The sequence below is a fragment of the Reyranella sp. genome, assembly GCF_030651995.1.
In the GTDB taxonomy this organism is placed as follows: domain Bacteria; phylum Pseudomonadota; class Alphaproteobacteria; order Reyranellales; family Reyranellaceae; genus Reyranella.
On the sequence record NZ_JAUSBN010000035.1, the window covers coordinates 151,676 to 165,505 of the forward strand.

General features: G+C 64.9%; 14 protein-coding genes. 3 read left to right on the forward strand and 11 right to left on the reverse strand.

Features of this window, described 5'->3' with window-relative positions; all coding sequences use genetic code 11:
• Window positions 1–44: 44 nt before the first annotated feature.
• From Q7V45_RS09950 to Q7V45_RS09960, 3 genes are all read right to left on the reverse strand, one after another.
• The gene (locus Q7V45_RS09950; RefSeq protein WP_304850905.1) at window positions 45–1,106 is read right to left on the reverse strand and encodes a hypothetical protein; all 1,062 of its coding nucleotides are present in this window, start codon (window positions 1,104–1,106) and stop codon (window positions 45–47) included.
• Window positions 1,107–1,125: 19 nt separating this feature from the next.
• A complete protein-coding gene (locus Q7V45_RS09955) occupies window positions 1,126–1,914 on the reverse strand; it encodes a cobalamin-binding protein (RefSeq protein WP_304850908.1) in 789 nt (262 codons plus the stop codon).
• 72 nt (window positions 1,915–1,986) lie between these two features.
• Complete coding sequence (locus Q7V45_RS09960; RefSeq protein ID WP_304850911.1) at window positions 1,987–3,201, reverse strand: ABC transporter substrate-binding protein; 1,215 nt, start codon at window positions 3,199–3,201, stop codon at window positions 1,987–1,989.
• Between the two features lie 77 nt (window positions 3,202–3,278).
• On the opposite strand from Q7V45_RS09960, the gene Q7V45_RS09965 reads away from it, so the two are divergent.
• Window positions 3,279–4,019: a dienelactone hydrolase family protein gene (locus Q7V45_RS09965; protein ID WP_304850914.1), complete on the forward strand. Its 741-nt coding sequence runs from the start codon at window positions 3,279–3,281 to the stop codon at window positions 4,017–4,019.
• Window positions 4,020–4,039: 20 nt separating this feature from the next.
• Complete coding sequence (locus Q7V45_RS09970) at window positions 4,040–4,927, forward strand: dienelactone hydrolase family protein (protein ID WP_304850917.1); 888 nt, start codon at window positions 4,040–4,042, stop codon at window positions 4,925–4,927.
• A 139-nt stretch (window positions 4,928–5,066) separates the two neighbouring features.
• Here Q7V45_RS09970 and Q7V45_RS09975 read toward each other — a convergent pair whose 3' ends face one another.
• Both Q7V45_RS09975 and Q7V45_RS09980 read right to left on the reverse strand, forming a co-directional pair.
• Window positions 5,067–5,570 (reverse strand): VOC family protein, encoded by a 504-nt coding sequence (locus tag Q7V45_RS09975; protein ID WP_304850920.1) that lies wholly within the window; start codon window positions 5,568–5,570, stop codon window positions 5,067–5,069.
• Window positions 5,571–5,611: 41 nt separating this feature from the next.
• A complete protein-coding gene (locus Q7V45_RS09980; protein WP_304850923.1) occupies window positions 5,612–7,198 on the reverse strand; it encodes an ABC transporter substrate-binding protein in 1,587 nt (528 codons plus the stop codon).
• Window positions 7,199–7,260: 62 nt separating this feature from the next.
• Between Q7V45_RS09980 and Q7V45_RS09985 the strand changes: the two genes are divergently transcribed.
• Window positions 7,261–8,211, forward strand: a complete 951-nt coding sequence (locus tag Q7V45_RS09985) for a tripartite tricarboxylate transporter substrate binding protein (protein ID WP_304850927.1) — start codon at window positions 7,261–7,263, stop codon at window positions 8,209–8,211.
• A 7-nt stretch (window positions 8,212–8,218) separates the two neighbouring features.
• Here Q7V45_RS09985 and Q7V45_RS09990 read toward each other — a convergent pair whose 3' ends face one another.
• Genes Q7V45_RS09990 through Q7V45_RS10015 form a run of 6 tightly spaced genes read right to left on the reverse strand, consistent with a single transcriptional unit; the run spans window position 8,219 to window position 13,729 of the window.
• Window positions 8,219–9,451: an MFS transporter gene (locus tag Q7V45_RS09990; protein ID WP_304850930.1), complete on the reverse strand. Its 1,233-nt coding sequence runs from the start codon at window positions 9,449–9,451 to the stop codon at window positions 8,219–8,221.
• Window position 9,452: 1 nt separating this feature from the next.
• Complete coding sequence (locus Q7V45_RS09995; protein ID WP_304850933.1) at window positions 9,453–10,367, reverse strand: CoA ester lyase; 915 nt, start codon at window positions 10,365–10,367, stop codon at window positions 9,453–9,455.
• Between the two features lie 11 nt (window positions 10,368–10,378).
• A complete protein-coding gene (locus Q7V45_RS10000) occupies window positions 10,379–11,605 on the reverse strand; it encodes a CaiB/BaiF CoA-transferase family protein (RefSeq protein ID WP_304850936.1) in 1,227 nt (408 codons plus the stop codon).
• On the reverse strand, window positions 11,602–12,081 hold the full coding sequence (locus Q7V45_RS10005; protein ID WP_304850939.1) for a MaoC family dehydratase: 480 nt from the start codon (window positions 12,079–12,081) through the stop codon (window positions 11,602–11,604). Before Q7V45_RS10005 ends, Q7V45_RS10000 begins: the two co-directional genes overlap by 4 nt.
• Window positions 12,081–13,241: an acyl-CoA dehydrogenase family protein gene (locus Q7V45_RS10010; RefSeq protein ID WP_304850942.1), complete on the reverse strand. Its 1,161-nt coding sequence runs from the start codon at window positions 13,239–13,241 to the stop codon at window positions 12,081–12,083. Before Q7V45_RS10010 ends, Q7V45_RS10005 begins: the two co-directional genes overlap by 1 nt.
• Window positions 13,241–13,729, reverse strand: coding sequence for a MaoC family dehydratase (locus Q7V45_RS10015; protein ID WP_304850945.1), 489 nt, complete (start codon window positions 13,727–13,729; stop codon window positions 13,241–13,243). Before Q7V45_RS10015 ends, Q7V45_RS10010 begins: the two co-directional genes overlap by 1 nt.
• Window positions 13,730–13,830: the final 101 nt, after the last annotated feature.

Below are 13,830 nucleotides of genomic sequence, written 5' to 3' on the forward strand. Positions count from 1 at the left end.
GCCGTCCTGCGGACGGCTCCGCTCAGGACGACGGCTTTAGAGGGTCACCCGCACGCCAGCGAATAGATGTGCTGGACCTCGCCGGGGAGGGGCATCGCCTGCCATGTCCTGCCGGCGTCGCGAGTACCGAAAACCTCGCCGTCGTAGCGGGCGCCGATATAGACCTGTCCGGCGTCGGTCGGATGCAGGCCGATCGACATGATCGTGCCATGCACCTGGACCTTGTCGAAGCGCGTCCAGCTCTCGCCGCCGTCCTCGCTGCGGTAAAGGCCGCCGTCCTTGCTCGCTGCGGCGACCGAGAGGGCCGAGTAGAGCGTGTTGGGCTCGACCGGCGAGACGCGGATGTCGCGGCCGTAGGTGGTGGGCGAGAAGCGGCCGACTTCCATGTCCTTCCAGGTCCGCCCCTGGTCGCTGCTGTGGAACAGGCCCATGCGTACGGCAAGCCACAGTCCCTCGGGATCGGCGGGGTTGATGGTCACGGCATGGCTGTCGAGCATGCCTTCGGCCGTCGTGTCGCTCACGATCCGGCTCTTGAGATGCTCCTGCTCGGCGAGCTTCAGCAGGCCCGCGCTGCAATCGGTCCAGGTCTGGCCGAGATCGATGCTGCGCATCACGCCGTTGATCTCTAGCGCGGCGTAGAGCTCGTCGTGGCGCCTCGGGTGCTGCACCAGCCGCATTACCCGCGACGCGAAGGGGCCCGTGCAGTGAGTGTCGATGGCTGGGGTGGGAAGCGCCTGCCACGACGCACCGCCATCATCGCTGCGATAGACGGCGATGGGGGATGCACCGGCGAACACACGATCCGGATCGCGCGAGTCGACGAGGAAGGACCAGACTTCCCGGCCGGCATCGGGGAAGGCGGTCCGGCGGAAGGTGGCACCGCGGTCGGTGCTGCGCCACACGCCGTCGTTGGTTCCGGCGAATACGATCTCCGGGTTCTTCGGATGGACGAAGAGGGTGAAGGCCTGGACGGTCCCGAGTACGTGCTGCCAGTCACCGCCCGCGGTCGGGCGGCGGAAGACGCCGACGCGGCCCTTGTGGTCGGGCTTCCCGAAATAGCCAGCCACACCGACATAGATGTTCGACTGATCCCGTCCGGTATTCATGGGTTTTCCTCCGGTTCCCTTATATCTCGTTTGGAGATGAGATTATCGCTTCCAGAGCGGCGAGTCCGTCGGTGAGCGCTGCCGGTCCCGGCTGCAGGATCAGGGGTGACTTGATCTCGTGAAGTCGCCCGCGCTTGATGGCCGGGATGCTCCCGAAGCCCGGCCGCGCCACGACCTTCTCGCTCCTGAATTTCTTGCCGCACCAGGAGCCGATGATGATGTCGGGCGACCGGCGGATCACCTCTTCGGCCGTTACGATCCTCTCCCTGGCGGATTTGCACGCTGCAAGTTCGGGGAAAACGTCCGCACCTCCTGCGGCATCGATCAGTTCCGACACCCAGGCGATGCCCGAGATCATGGGCTCGTCCCACTCCTCGAAGTAGACCTTGGGGCGATTACCCCTCTGCGCCGCGCGCTTGCGCGTGTCCTCGAGGTTGCTGGAAAGCCGGTTCGCGAGGCCATCCGCGCGATCCTGCGCGCCGACCAATGCGCCGAGCGTGCGGATCATGCCCAGAATTTCCGCGACGGTCCTTTGATTGAAGGCATGGACGGCGACGCCCGCCCGAATGAGCGACGCGACGATATCGGCTTGCAGGTCCGAAAAGGTAAGAACCAGGTCCGGCTGCAGCGCAAGGATCTTTGGAATGTCAGCAGAAATGAACGCCGAGACCCGGGGCTTCTCCCGGCGCGCCTGCGGCGGCCGCACGGTGTAGCCCGAGACGCCGACGATCCGGTCCTGCTCGCCCAGCAGGTAGAGTGTCTCGGTGGTTTCCTCGGTCAGACAGACGATGCGCTCGGGCGGGTACATGTTACGCGTCGATGGTGGGCGGGCGTCCCGTCATGGCCGGGAGCGAAGGTTCGGCCATGACGGGACTCCAGTTCAGTTCTTCTTGACCAGCGGGCACTCGCTGTTGGCCAGGGGGCGGAACGCCTCCTCGCCGGAGATCTTGGCGAGCAGCTTGTAGTAATCCCACGGGCCCTTCGACTCCGAGGGCTTCTTGACCTCGAAGAGATACATGTCGTGCATCTTGCGGCCGTCCTGGCGGACGTAGCTCGGGCCGAAGATCGGATCGTCCCACTTGGCGGCCTTCATCGCGGCCATCACCTTGTCTGAATCATCCGTTCCGGTCGACTTCACCGCGTTCAGGTAGGCAAGCGTCGCCGAATAGAAGCCGGCCTGTACGCTGGTCGGCATCTTGCCGTTGAACCGGGCGGCGAACTTCTTGGAGAAAGCACGCGTCCGGTCGTTGAGATCCCAGTAGAACGCCTCCGTGAGGTTCAGGCCCTGTGCACGCTCGAGGCCCAGCGAGTGGATGTCGGAGATGAAGACCAGCAGGCCCGCAAGCTTCTGGCCGCCCTTGACGATGCCGAATTCGGAAGCCTGCCGGATCGAGTTGATCGTGTCGCCGCCGGCGTTGGCGAGACCTATGATCTGCGCCTTCGAGGCCTGCGCCTGCAGCAGGAACGACGAGAAGTCGTTGGTGTTGATCGGGTGCTTGACGCCGCCGACCACGGTGCCGCCGGCGGCCTTCACCACGGCGGACACGTCGCGTTCCAGCGCATAGCCGAAGGCATAGTCGGCGGTGAGGAAGAACCAGGTCTTGCCGCCGGCCTTCACCACCGCCGAGCCGGTGCCATTGGCCAGCGCGGCGGTGTCGTAGACCCAGTGGATCAGGTAGGGATTGCAGAGCTTGCCGGTGAGATCCGACGAGGCGGGGTCGGGGGCGATGAAGATCCTCTTCTTGTCAGCGGCCACGCGGGCCGCGGCGATCGACGAGGAGGAGGCGCCGGCGCCCATCACCATGTCGACCTTCTCGTTGTCGTACCAGCGGCCGACCGTGGTCGCCGCGACATCGGCCTTGTTCTGGATGTCGCCGGTCACGAGTTCGATCTTCTGGCCGAGCACCGAGCCGCCGAAATCCTCGATCGCCATCTGGGCCGCGAGCACCGCGCCGGGCCCATTGATATCGGCGTAGAGGCTCGACAGGTCGGTGGCGACGCCGATCTTCAGGGTGTTGTCGGAAAGCTGGGCGGCCGCCGGCAGGGCCCAGGCCGCAAGGCAGAATGCGGCCGTGCTGAACAGGTTACGTCTCATCGTTTCTCTCCCTAGGCTTTGTTATTGGGCGAAGCCTATCAAGGCTCCGGCATTCTGCAAGGCAGAGGAGACACCGAATGATCGAGAAAATTCTGGACATCCCGACCAAGGACGGGGCGATGGAGACTTTCATCTGCCATCCGGAGAGGGGCGGGCCCTACCCGCCGGTCCTGTTCCTGATGGACGCGCCGGGGATCCGCGAGGAGCTCTATGACATGGCGCGCCGGCTGGCGACGGTCGGTTACTACGTCATGCTCCCCAACCTCTATTACCGGGCCGGCACCGATACGAAGTACGGGCCGGACGTGCTGAAGCATGGCAGCGACGAACACACGCGCATGCGGTCCGTCCGCACCAAGATGACCATCCCGCCGGTCATGGACGACGTGGCGGCGATGATCGCCTACGCGGATTCCCAGAAGGAATCGAAGAAGGGGCCGGTCGGCACCCATGGCTATTGCATGAGCGGTCCCTATTCTCTGGCGGCTGCCGCGCGCTTCCCCGACCGGATTGCGGCGGCAGCGTCTTTCTATGGCACCTGGCTGGTGAGCGATGCGGTCGAGAGCCCGCACCTGACGCTCGGCAAGGCTCGCGGCGAAATCTACATCTCCTGCGCCGAACATGACGAGCTGGCGCCGCCCGAGATGGTCAAGGAACTGAAGGCCCTGTTCGACAGGTCCGGTGCGAAGGGTGAACTCGAGATCCAGCCGACGGTGCATCACGGCTTCGCCTTCCCGCAACGCTGGTGCTACGACAAGCCTGCTGCCGAACGGCACTGGGAGCGCCTGATCGCACTCTACCGCCGAAACCTCGGCTGACACGGAAAGCGGGGCTCACGATGGACGGACGTAACCTCACCCAGATCGAGATCGATCGGCGCGTCTTCGATCTCTATGACGAATACTGCCATGGCGGCATGGACCGCCGGACCTTCCTGTCGCGCGCCGCCGCGGTCACGGTCGGCGGGCTCGCCATGGCGCAAGCCCTGCTGCCGCGCTACGTCCAGGCCCAGACGATCTCGTTCACCGACGATCGTATCAAGGCGACGTACGTGACCTATCCGTCACCGGGAGGCACGTCGGGAACGATGCGCGGCTATCTCGTGCAGCCGAAGGGCACCGGTCCGTTCCCGGTGGTCCTGGTCATCCACGAGAATCGCGGCCTCAATCCCTACATCGAGGATGTGGCGCGCCGCGCGGCGACCGAGGGTTTCCTCGCGCTGGCGCCGGACGGGCTCTTTCCCGTCGGCGGATATCCCGGCAACGACGATGACGGACGTACGCTGCAGGCCAAGCTCGACCAGGGCAAGCTGCGGACCGACATGGTCAACAGCGCGCGCTTCCTGAAGACCCATGCAATGTCGACCGGCAAGCTCGGCGTCACGGGCTTTTGCTGGGGCGGTGGGACGACCAACTTCCTGGCCGCGACCCTGGGCGCCGACATGAATGCCGGGGTGCCGTTCTACGGCCCGGCCGCAGAGACCGCATCGGTGCCGAACATCAAGGCGCCGTTGCTGGTGCAGTACGCCGAGTCCGACGAGCGCATCAACGCGATGTGGCCAGCCTACGAGACGGCGCTGAAGGCCAACGGCGTGGCCTACGAGATGTACATCTATCCCGGCACGCAGCATGGCTTTCACAACAATTCGACACCGCGCTACAACGAGGCCCAGGCCAAGATCGCCTGGGACCGCACGATCGCGTTCTTCAAGAAGAATCTGACCTAACGCGCTCCGTCATCCTGAGCGAAGCGCCGAAGGCGCGCAGTCGAAGGATCTCTTTTCGCCTCGACACATCGTGCGCTGGAAAAGAGGTCCTTCGACTGCGCCGCCCTTCGGGCGGCTCCGCTCAGGACGACGGGTATCATCAGGCCGCGGTTGCAGCATTGGGCTTGCCGGCCTGCCAGTCGTCGAGCTTGGCGCGTGCCCCGTTCCTGGTCGGGTCGAGTGCCGAGTCCTGTCCCGGGACCTTGGCGGCGAGTTCGATCACGTAGCCGTTGGGATCGCGAAAATAGATCGACCGGATGAAATGATGGTCGGACACGCCGCGGACCTCGCGGCCTTCCGCCTTGCCCCTGGCGAACATCCGGTCGAGATGCTCGGGTTCGACCTCCAGGGCGATGTGGAGGTCGAAGTCGTGCTGATCCTTGAAATCGAACGGCATGTCCGGCGCCTCGAAGAAGGCCAGGCAGGAGCCGTCGTCGAGCTGGAAGAAGGTGTGCAGCACGCCGGCGCCGGTCGTGCGACCCGTCTTGGTCTGTTCGATCTTGAGCGTATGGGCGAGGGGGAGGCCGAGGAAGTCCTCGTAGAACTTCCTCGTCTCCTCGGAGTCGCGGCAGCGGTAGGCGTTGTGGTGCAGACCCTTGATCATCGAAGCCTCCGATCATTCACCCGCCCGAGCCTAACGCCGTCCTAGCGGTCGAGCCAGACATCCTCGAAGCGCCAGTGGTTGTAGATGGTGTTGACCGCCAGGTTCACGGCCTTGACCTCGGGGCGCCAGCAGGTGCCGCCCCAGCCGTGCTGGATGACCGGGCGTGCGCCGTCTTCCTGCAGCTTCTTGTCGATCTCCCACACGATCTTCCGACGCGCCTCGACGTCGCTCAAGACCGATTGTTGGTCGAACAGCTTCTCGACCTCCGGATTGCAGTAGTTGGTGTAGTTGCGCTCCGAGCCGCAGCGGAAGGTCTCGTAGAAGACGACGTCCGGATCGTCGACGCCGACACCCTGGACGTTCATGCCGATGGCGAAGTCGCGGCGCATCATCCGATTGTACCAGACCGCGGTTTCGAGCGGCTCCAGCTCGGCCTGGATGTTCACCTGCTTCAGATGGTCGATCAGGATGACCGCAGGGTCCCTATAACTCGGGATGTTGCGGGTCGAGACCTTGATCTTCAGCGGCTTGTCAGCCGTATAGCCGAGCTCGGCCATGATCTTGCGGCCTTCCTCGCGCGCCTTGGCCACGTCGGGGCCGTAACCCGCCACGGTCGACAGGAACTCGGTCGGCATGCCCCAGAGGCCTTCCGGCGGCGGCAGCAACGCGCCGCCGATACGGTAGTTGCCCTGGCCCAGGATCTCGTTGAAGGCGTTGCGGTCGAGCGACAAGGCCATGGCGCGGCGGATCTTTGCGTCGTCGAACGGTGGCCTCTCCCGGTTGACCAGCAGGTTGGCCTGGGTGTTCGTCGGCTGCGCCTCGCAGATCGCCGTCGGCGCCTGGACCTTGAGATCGTTGACCATGGACGGCGTGACGACGGACGTGAAGGTCATGTCGAGCTTGCCGGCGACGAAGGTCAGCAGTGAGGTCGCACGGTTGGGGATGATCGAGAATTCGATCGCGTCGAGGTAAGGGCGGCCCGGCTTCCAGTAGTCCGGGTTGCGGGCGAGCTTGACCGACTCGTTCTGCTTCATCTCGACGAACTTGAACGGGCCGGTGCCGATCGGCTTCTGCCGCATCTGCGCCGTCGAGATGTGGCAGGGATAGACCGGCGAGAAGGCCGCGGCGAGCATGGTCAGCAGGGACGGTTGCGGCCGCTTGAGATGGAAGGTCGCTTCGCGGTCGCCGTTGACCGTCACCTTCTCGAGATTGAAGTACCAGGTCTTGCGAGGGTTCTTGCGCAGCTTCGATTCGTCGGAGATCACCATGTCCCAGGTGCACTTCACGTCGGCGCTGGTGAAGGGCTTGCCGTCGTGCCACTTCACGCCGTCGCGCAGCTTGAAGGTGAGCTGCTTGCCGTCATCGCTCCATTTCCACTCGGTGGCGAGGTCGGGAATGATGCTGTCCGGCTTGTTCTGCTTCGTCTTGGGATCGAACATCACCAGATTGTTGTAGACCGACATGAACGGCATGACGGTCGAGATCGTCGCTTCCTCGTGGATCGACGCGCTCGGCGGATTGTCCATGTGGGCGATCTTGAGCGTGCCGCCGGATTTCTGTGCCCACGCGGCCGGAGCTACGGCCAGGATCATGAGTGCCGCGGCGAGCGGCAGCGATGGATTTTTCATCCTTTCGTTTCCTCCTGTTGCTTGGGATGACGCTAGCACTTCGCTCGGACTAGAGTCGGTCCATGAAACTCCTCAGTTTGCTAGTCGGAATGCTGCTCGCGATGCCGGCTGTCGCCCAGGACTATCCGAGCAAGCCCATCCGGATCATCACGGCCTTCGGGCCCGGGACGGCCACCGACATCGCGGCGCGTGCGGTCGGGCAGGACATTGCCGCCCAGACCGGGCAGACGGTAATCATCGAGAACAAGCCGGGTGCGGAAGGGCAGATCGCGGCACAGTCCGCGGCGGCGGCGGCACCCGACGGCTACACGCTGTTCTTCACCACGCAGACGACGCAGGCGATCAACCCGCACGTCTATAAGTCGCTGGCCTATGATCCGGTGAAGAGCTTTGCGCCGATTGCCGGCATCACGCTGGGCGCGCAGATCGTGATGGTGCGCAACGACCTGCCGGCCAAGACCATCCAGGAGTTTGTTGCACTTGCGAAGGCACAACCCGGCAAACTGAGCTTCGGCAGTGGCAACGGGTCGAGCCGCGGCGGCGCGGAGTTGTTCCGCATCAGGACCGGGATCGATCTCCTGGGTGTGCCCTACAAGACCCAACCGCAGGCGATCGCCGACCTGTTGGGCGGCCGCATCGACATCGTCTTCTCGGACTTTACGGTCGGCCTGCCGCCCGTGCTCGACGGACGTGCGCGCGGTCTGGCCGTCACCAGCAAGCAGCGCATTTCCGGCCTCGAGCAATTCCCGACGGTCGATGAGAGCGGGGTGCCCGGGTTCGAGATGTGGGCCTGGACGGCGATGTATGCGCCGGCCGGCACGCCGAAGCCGATCATCGACAAGCTCAACGCTCTCGTGCGGCAGGCGGCGAAGTCGCCCGCCTATCTGAACCTGCTGAAGACGAGCCATGGCGTTTCGTTCGTGGGATCGCCCGAGGAACTGGCGTCCTTCCAGGCCGCCGAGACCAGGAAGTGGGCGGAGATCGTGTCGACGGCCGGCATGAAGGAGCCCTGAGGGAGCCTCAAGAGGGACGCAGGCCGCGCAGCCGGGCCGACGTCACGATCTGCCAGACGGCGGCGGCGAGGACGCAGGCGGCAACCAGCAGGAAGGCGCTTCGATAGTCGGCGACCGCGGCGATCAGGCCGAAGAGCGGCGGGCCGATGACGGCGCCCGAGAAGGCGAGGGCGGTCTGCACCGCCGCGACGGCGGCGACTTGACCCGGCGGGGCGAGTGCGGCGAACTCTGCGATCGAAACTCCGTTCCAGCTGATGACGACCGTGCCGTAGGCGAAGACGATCAGGCCGATCAGCCAATAGGGCGTCTCGGCCGAGATCAGGCTGGTGGCGACGGCGCCGAGCGCGATTCCGATGCCGGTCCAGCCCAGCAGCATCATGCGCGGAAACCGGTCGCCCAGCGCCCCCAGGATCAGGCGCTGCACCGTGCCGCCGATCTGCGCCAGGAAGAGCAGGAAGCCCGCCTCGGCGATGCTGAGGCGACAATGCTCGTAGAGATAGGTCACCAGGAAGAAGGTGAAGGTGTGCTGCGCCACGACGTAGAGCAGCGCCGACCAGCCGAGGACGCGCATCTCCGGGTGTCGCATCACATGGACGATCGACGACCAGATCCCGTCCGAGGGCGCGGACGGAGCGACCGACGCGTCGATACGGGCGCGCAGCAGTTCGAGGACGCCGGCGCCCGCCACCATCAGGGCCGCGGCGCAGAGCGAGGCGCCGCGCCATCCGAGGGCCGGCAGCAGCAGGGGCAGGAAAATGCCGGCGGCGGCGAAACCCAGGGGGACGCCGGTCTGCTTGACCGAGAACACGAGACTGAACCAGGCGCGCGGCACCCGCTGGCTCAGGATATGCGCCGAAGCGGGATTGATCGGGCCCTGGGCGAAACCGATGAAGGCGACCGCGACGATGGTCGCGGCAACGTAGGCCGTGGCATTCAGGGCAAGGCCGATGGCGGCCGCCAGCATGGCGAACTGGCAGACACGGACGGCGCCCAGCCGGGAGATGGGCCCCGCGCTCCACAGGGCAACTCCCGAGGCGATGGCGTAGGTGACGGCGGTGAAGGCACCGACCAGTTTCGGTGCGATCCCGAGATCGCGGGCCACGGCCGGCATCAGCACGCTGAGCGACAGGACGGCCAGCGAGATGAGCATCTGCGTGCCCAGCATCGCCCCTATGGGGACGAGTGCCGGCCGCAGACCGGGGCGCGGGCCTTCCGTGTTCGGCGCCGCGCCCGGTTGCATCCTACAGACCGTAAAGGTCGGCCTTGTTCAGGATGGTATTGCGCAGGATGCGGATCGAGGCGACGTCGACCATGATGCCGTCGACGTTGATCGCACCCAGACCCGCCGCCTCGGCTTCGGCATAGGCCTTCTCGAGCTTGCGGGCGCGGGCGATGTCCTCGACCTTGGGCGAATAGACGTCGAGCGCGATGTCGATCTGTGACGGATGGATCGCCCACTTGCCGACACAGCCCAGGATCATCGAGCGCTTGCACTCCTCGCGATAGGCGTCCGGGTTCTTGAAGTCGGCGAACGGGCCGTCGACCGGATCGATGCCGGCAGCGCGGCAGGCCATGATCAGCCGGAAGCGGGCATAGTGCCAGATGTCACCAGGGTAGCCGTCGGTCTCGCCGACATTCTTGTTGGTGACGCCCATCGAGGCCGAGAAGTCTCCCATGCCGAACACCAGGCATTCGAGGCGCGGCGTGCAGGCGGCGATCGCATCGACGTTCTGCATGCCCTCGACTTCCTCGATCAGCGCCTCGAGGCCGATCCTGCGCTTCATCTTCAGCTTCTTCTCGATCTGATGAAGCAGCTTGTCGGCGAACAGCACGTCGGCGGCGGTCTGCACCTTGGTCATCATGATCGTGTCGAGATGCTCGCCCGCGCCCTCGACGATCTCGATGATGTCCTCGTAGGCGTATTCGGTCGTGAGGTCGTTGATGCGCACGCAGCGCGTCTTGCCCTTCCAGTTGAGCGTCTTCAGGCCCTCGATGATCTTCTTGCGGGCGTCGCGCTTCTGGCTGGGGGCGACGGCGTCCTCAAGGTCGAGGAAGACGTGATCGGCCTTCGACTCCGACGCCTTCTGGATCATCTTCTCGCTCGACCCCGGGGTCGAGAGCTGGACGCGGCGGGCGCGCCTGGGACGGTCGGTCATCAATCTTCTCCTTAAGCTACGATCTTGTCGGCGCGCAGGCGGGCGATCTCGCCCGCGCCGAGGCCGATGGTCTTCAGATACTCGTCGGTATGTTCGCCCAGCAACGGCGCGCGATGGCGCACCTTGCCGGGCGTCTCGGTCATCTTCACGGCGACGCCCGCGATCTGGACCTCATGGTCGAGGCCGGGATGGGGGACCCAGGGCAGCATGTCCCGCGCCTTGAAGTGCGGATCGGCCACGATGTCGCGCACGTTGTAGACGGGCGAGAAGGGCACCTTGCCGCCGAAGTGCTTCAGCAGCTCCTGCTTGGTGCGCTGGCGGGTGAAGTCCGAGACGGTGGCAATGAGCACGTCCTGGTTGGCGCGGCGATCCTGCACGGTGATGAAGCGCGGGTCGGTTGCGAACTCGGGCCTGTCGATCAGCCGGCACAGGATCGGGAAATGCGCGTCGGCATGCGCGGCGATTGTCACGAAGCCGTCCTTCGCCGGGAACATGCCGAACGGGCAGAGCAGGGGATGATGGTTGCCCTCGGGATGCGGCAGCGTCTGCGCATAGGAGTGCTGGTGCATGATGCGCTCGCAGACCGCGAGGATCGCGTCGACCATGCCGACATCGACGAACTGGCCCCGGCCGGTCTTGTAGGCACGCAGGATCGCCGAGACGATGCCGAAGGCACAGGTGATGGCCGGCACGATGTCGCCGACGCCCGGCCCGACCTTCATCGGCGTGTCCTTGTCGGGGCCGGTGATGGCCATGATCCCGCCCATCGCCTGGCTGATGACGTCGTAGGCCGGGAAATCCGAATAGGGGCTCTTGCCGGTGCGCACGTCGCCGAAGCCGCGGATGGTGGCATAGACCAGCCTGGGGTTGCGGGCGTGCAGGGTCTCGTAACTGAGACCCAGGCGATCCATGACGCCACCGCGGTAGTTCTCGACCACCGCATCGGCATTGTCGCAGAGCTTCAGGACCAGATCGCGACCGGCTTCTGTCTTCAGGTCGATGGCGATCGACTTCTTGTTGCGGTTCACCGACGCGAAGTAGCCGCCGAACGCCTTCAGCCTGTCGTCGGCATGATAGGGCCCGATGATGCGGGTGTGATCGCCGTCGAGCGGCTCGACCTTGATGACCTCCGCGCCCTGGTCGGCCAGCAGCATCGTGCAATAAGGGCCGGCCAGCATCTGTGTGAGGTCGACGATGCGGACACCGTCGAGAGCGCCGAGGACCTCGGTGTCGCTCACTTGTCTCCCCAATGACTGCGCCGCTTGATCAGGACCGTGCGCTCGCCCTCGAAGATGTGCTTGTCGTCCTGGTTCACGCCGTAATGCTTGAAGCGGACGATGCCGGCGTCTTCCTGCTGCGCGTCCTTCTTATCCAGCACCTCGGTGTAGCAATAGAGCGTGTCGCCGTGATGGAGCGGGCCCTTGAGCCGGATCTTGTCCATGCCCAGTTCCATCAGCGCGTTCTCGGCCGTGTCCTCGGCGGCGAGGCCGATGCACATGGAGATGGTGACGCCGCCGAAGCCCAGCCGCTTGCCGTAGGGCGTCGAATGGGTGAGGTGCTCGTTGAAGTGGGCCTCGGCCGTGTTCATGGTCACGTTGGTGATCCAGACCTGCTCCATCGGCTCCACCGTCTTGCCGCGCGCGTGTTTCATCACGTCGCCGACGGTGAAGTCCTCGAAGTAGTTGTGGGTGCCGGTGAGCGCGGAGACTTTCATCAGTTCCTCCCGCGGCCGAGGAGGCGATCGGAGATGATGCGCTTCTGGATCTCCGAGGTGCCCTCGAAGATCTTGGTGAGGCGGGCGTCGCGCCAGTGGCGCTCGACCGCATGGAGCGTGGTGTAGCCGGCGCCGCCGTGGATCTGGAGGCCCTCGCTGCAGACCCGCTCGGCCATCTCCGACGCGAACAGCTTGGCCATCGACGCTTCCTTGTCGCAGCGCTGGCCGGTGTCGATCTGCTCGCAGACGAAGTAGTTGAGCTGGCGGGCCGCCTCGATCTGCGTCGCCATGTCGGCGATCTTGAAGCGGATCGCCTGGAACTCCGAGATCGATTGGCCGAACTGGCGTCGCTCGCCGGCGTAGCGGATCGAATCGTCGAGGGCACCCTGGGCCAGGCCGATCGCGCGGGCCGCGGTGTGGGCACGGGCGGTCTCGAGCCCGGCCGTCGCATAGTAGAAGGCCTGGCCTTCGTCGCCGATCATGTCCTCGGCCTTGACCCGGCAATTGTCGAACGCGAGCTCCCAGGTCTTCCAGCCGAAATAGCCGATCTTGGGAATCGGCGAGCCGCTGCAGCCCGGCATCAGTTCACCCCGCTTCTTCTCGACGAAGAACATCGACAGGCCGAGATGACGCTTGCCCGGAGGTGCTTCGGACGTGCGCGCGATGATGATCATGAAGTCGGCGCCGTCGGCGAAGGTGCACCAGTACTTGTTGCCGTTGATCAGATAGCTGTCGCCATCCTTCTTGGCGCGGCAGGAGATGTTGGAGATGTCCGACCCCGCGTTCGGCTCCGACATCGAGAAGGCGCCGAGGAATTCACCCTTGGCCATGCGCGGCAGGTAACGCCGGCGCTGCTCCTCGCTCATCTTGTGAGAGCCGATCAGCAGGTTGCCACGGGCAATGATCGAGGCGACGCTCATCCAGCCGCGCGACAGCTCTTCCGTCACCAGGCAGTATTCCGAGCAGCCGAGGCCCAGGCCGCCATATTCCTCGGGGATCAGGATGCCGAAATAGCCGAGCTCGGCCATCTTGTCGCGCAGGTCCATCGGAATGTCGCCCTTTTCGGGGTCGAGCTTGTTGGCGACCGGCAGCACTTCGTTCAGCGTGAACTCGCGCGCCTGCTCCTGGATCATGCGGCGTTCTTCGGTAAGGAAAGGCATTACTGGGTATTCCTGAGACGGACGAGGTTGGTGCGCTTGAAGTCGATGACGAGTTCTTCGCGCTGGTTGAAGCCCTTGCTGTGCCACGTGACGATTCCGAACCCCTTGTGGGAGTCGGAGACGCGCCGGTCGAGCACGACCGATTCCGCGCGAAGCGAATCGCTGGGATAGACGGGCTGGTGATAGGTGAGTTCGTTGACGCCGAGAAACGGCCCGCCGCCCTCGCTCAGATCCTCGACGGTGAGGCCGAAGACCGTCGTGAAGACGAGCAGGGGATTGGCCACGATGCCGGGATGGCCGTGGGCCTGGGCGTAGGCGGCGTTGTAGTAGTGAGGATTGAAGTGCAAGGTCAGCGTCGTGAAGAGCGTGCTCTCCGACTCGGTGATCGTGCGGCCCCAATGGTGCCTGAACACGCGGCCGACCTCGAAATCCTCATAGCGGTTACCCTTGGGCACCAGCCGGGCGCGGGCCCTGAAATCCTCTGTCATTCCTACTCCTACTCTTGCTCCTCTTCCCCGATAGGGGGAGTGGCTGGGTGAGGGGGTAACGCACGCCTCCTGCAACCCCCTCACCTTACCTCTCCCCCCTA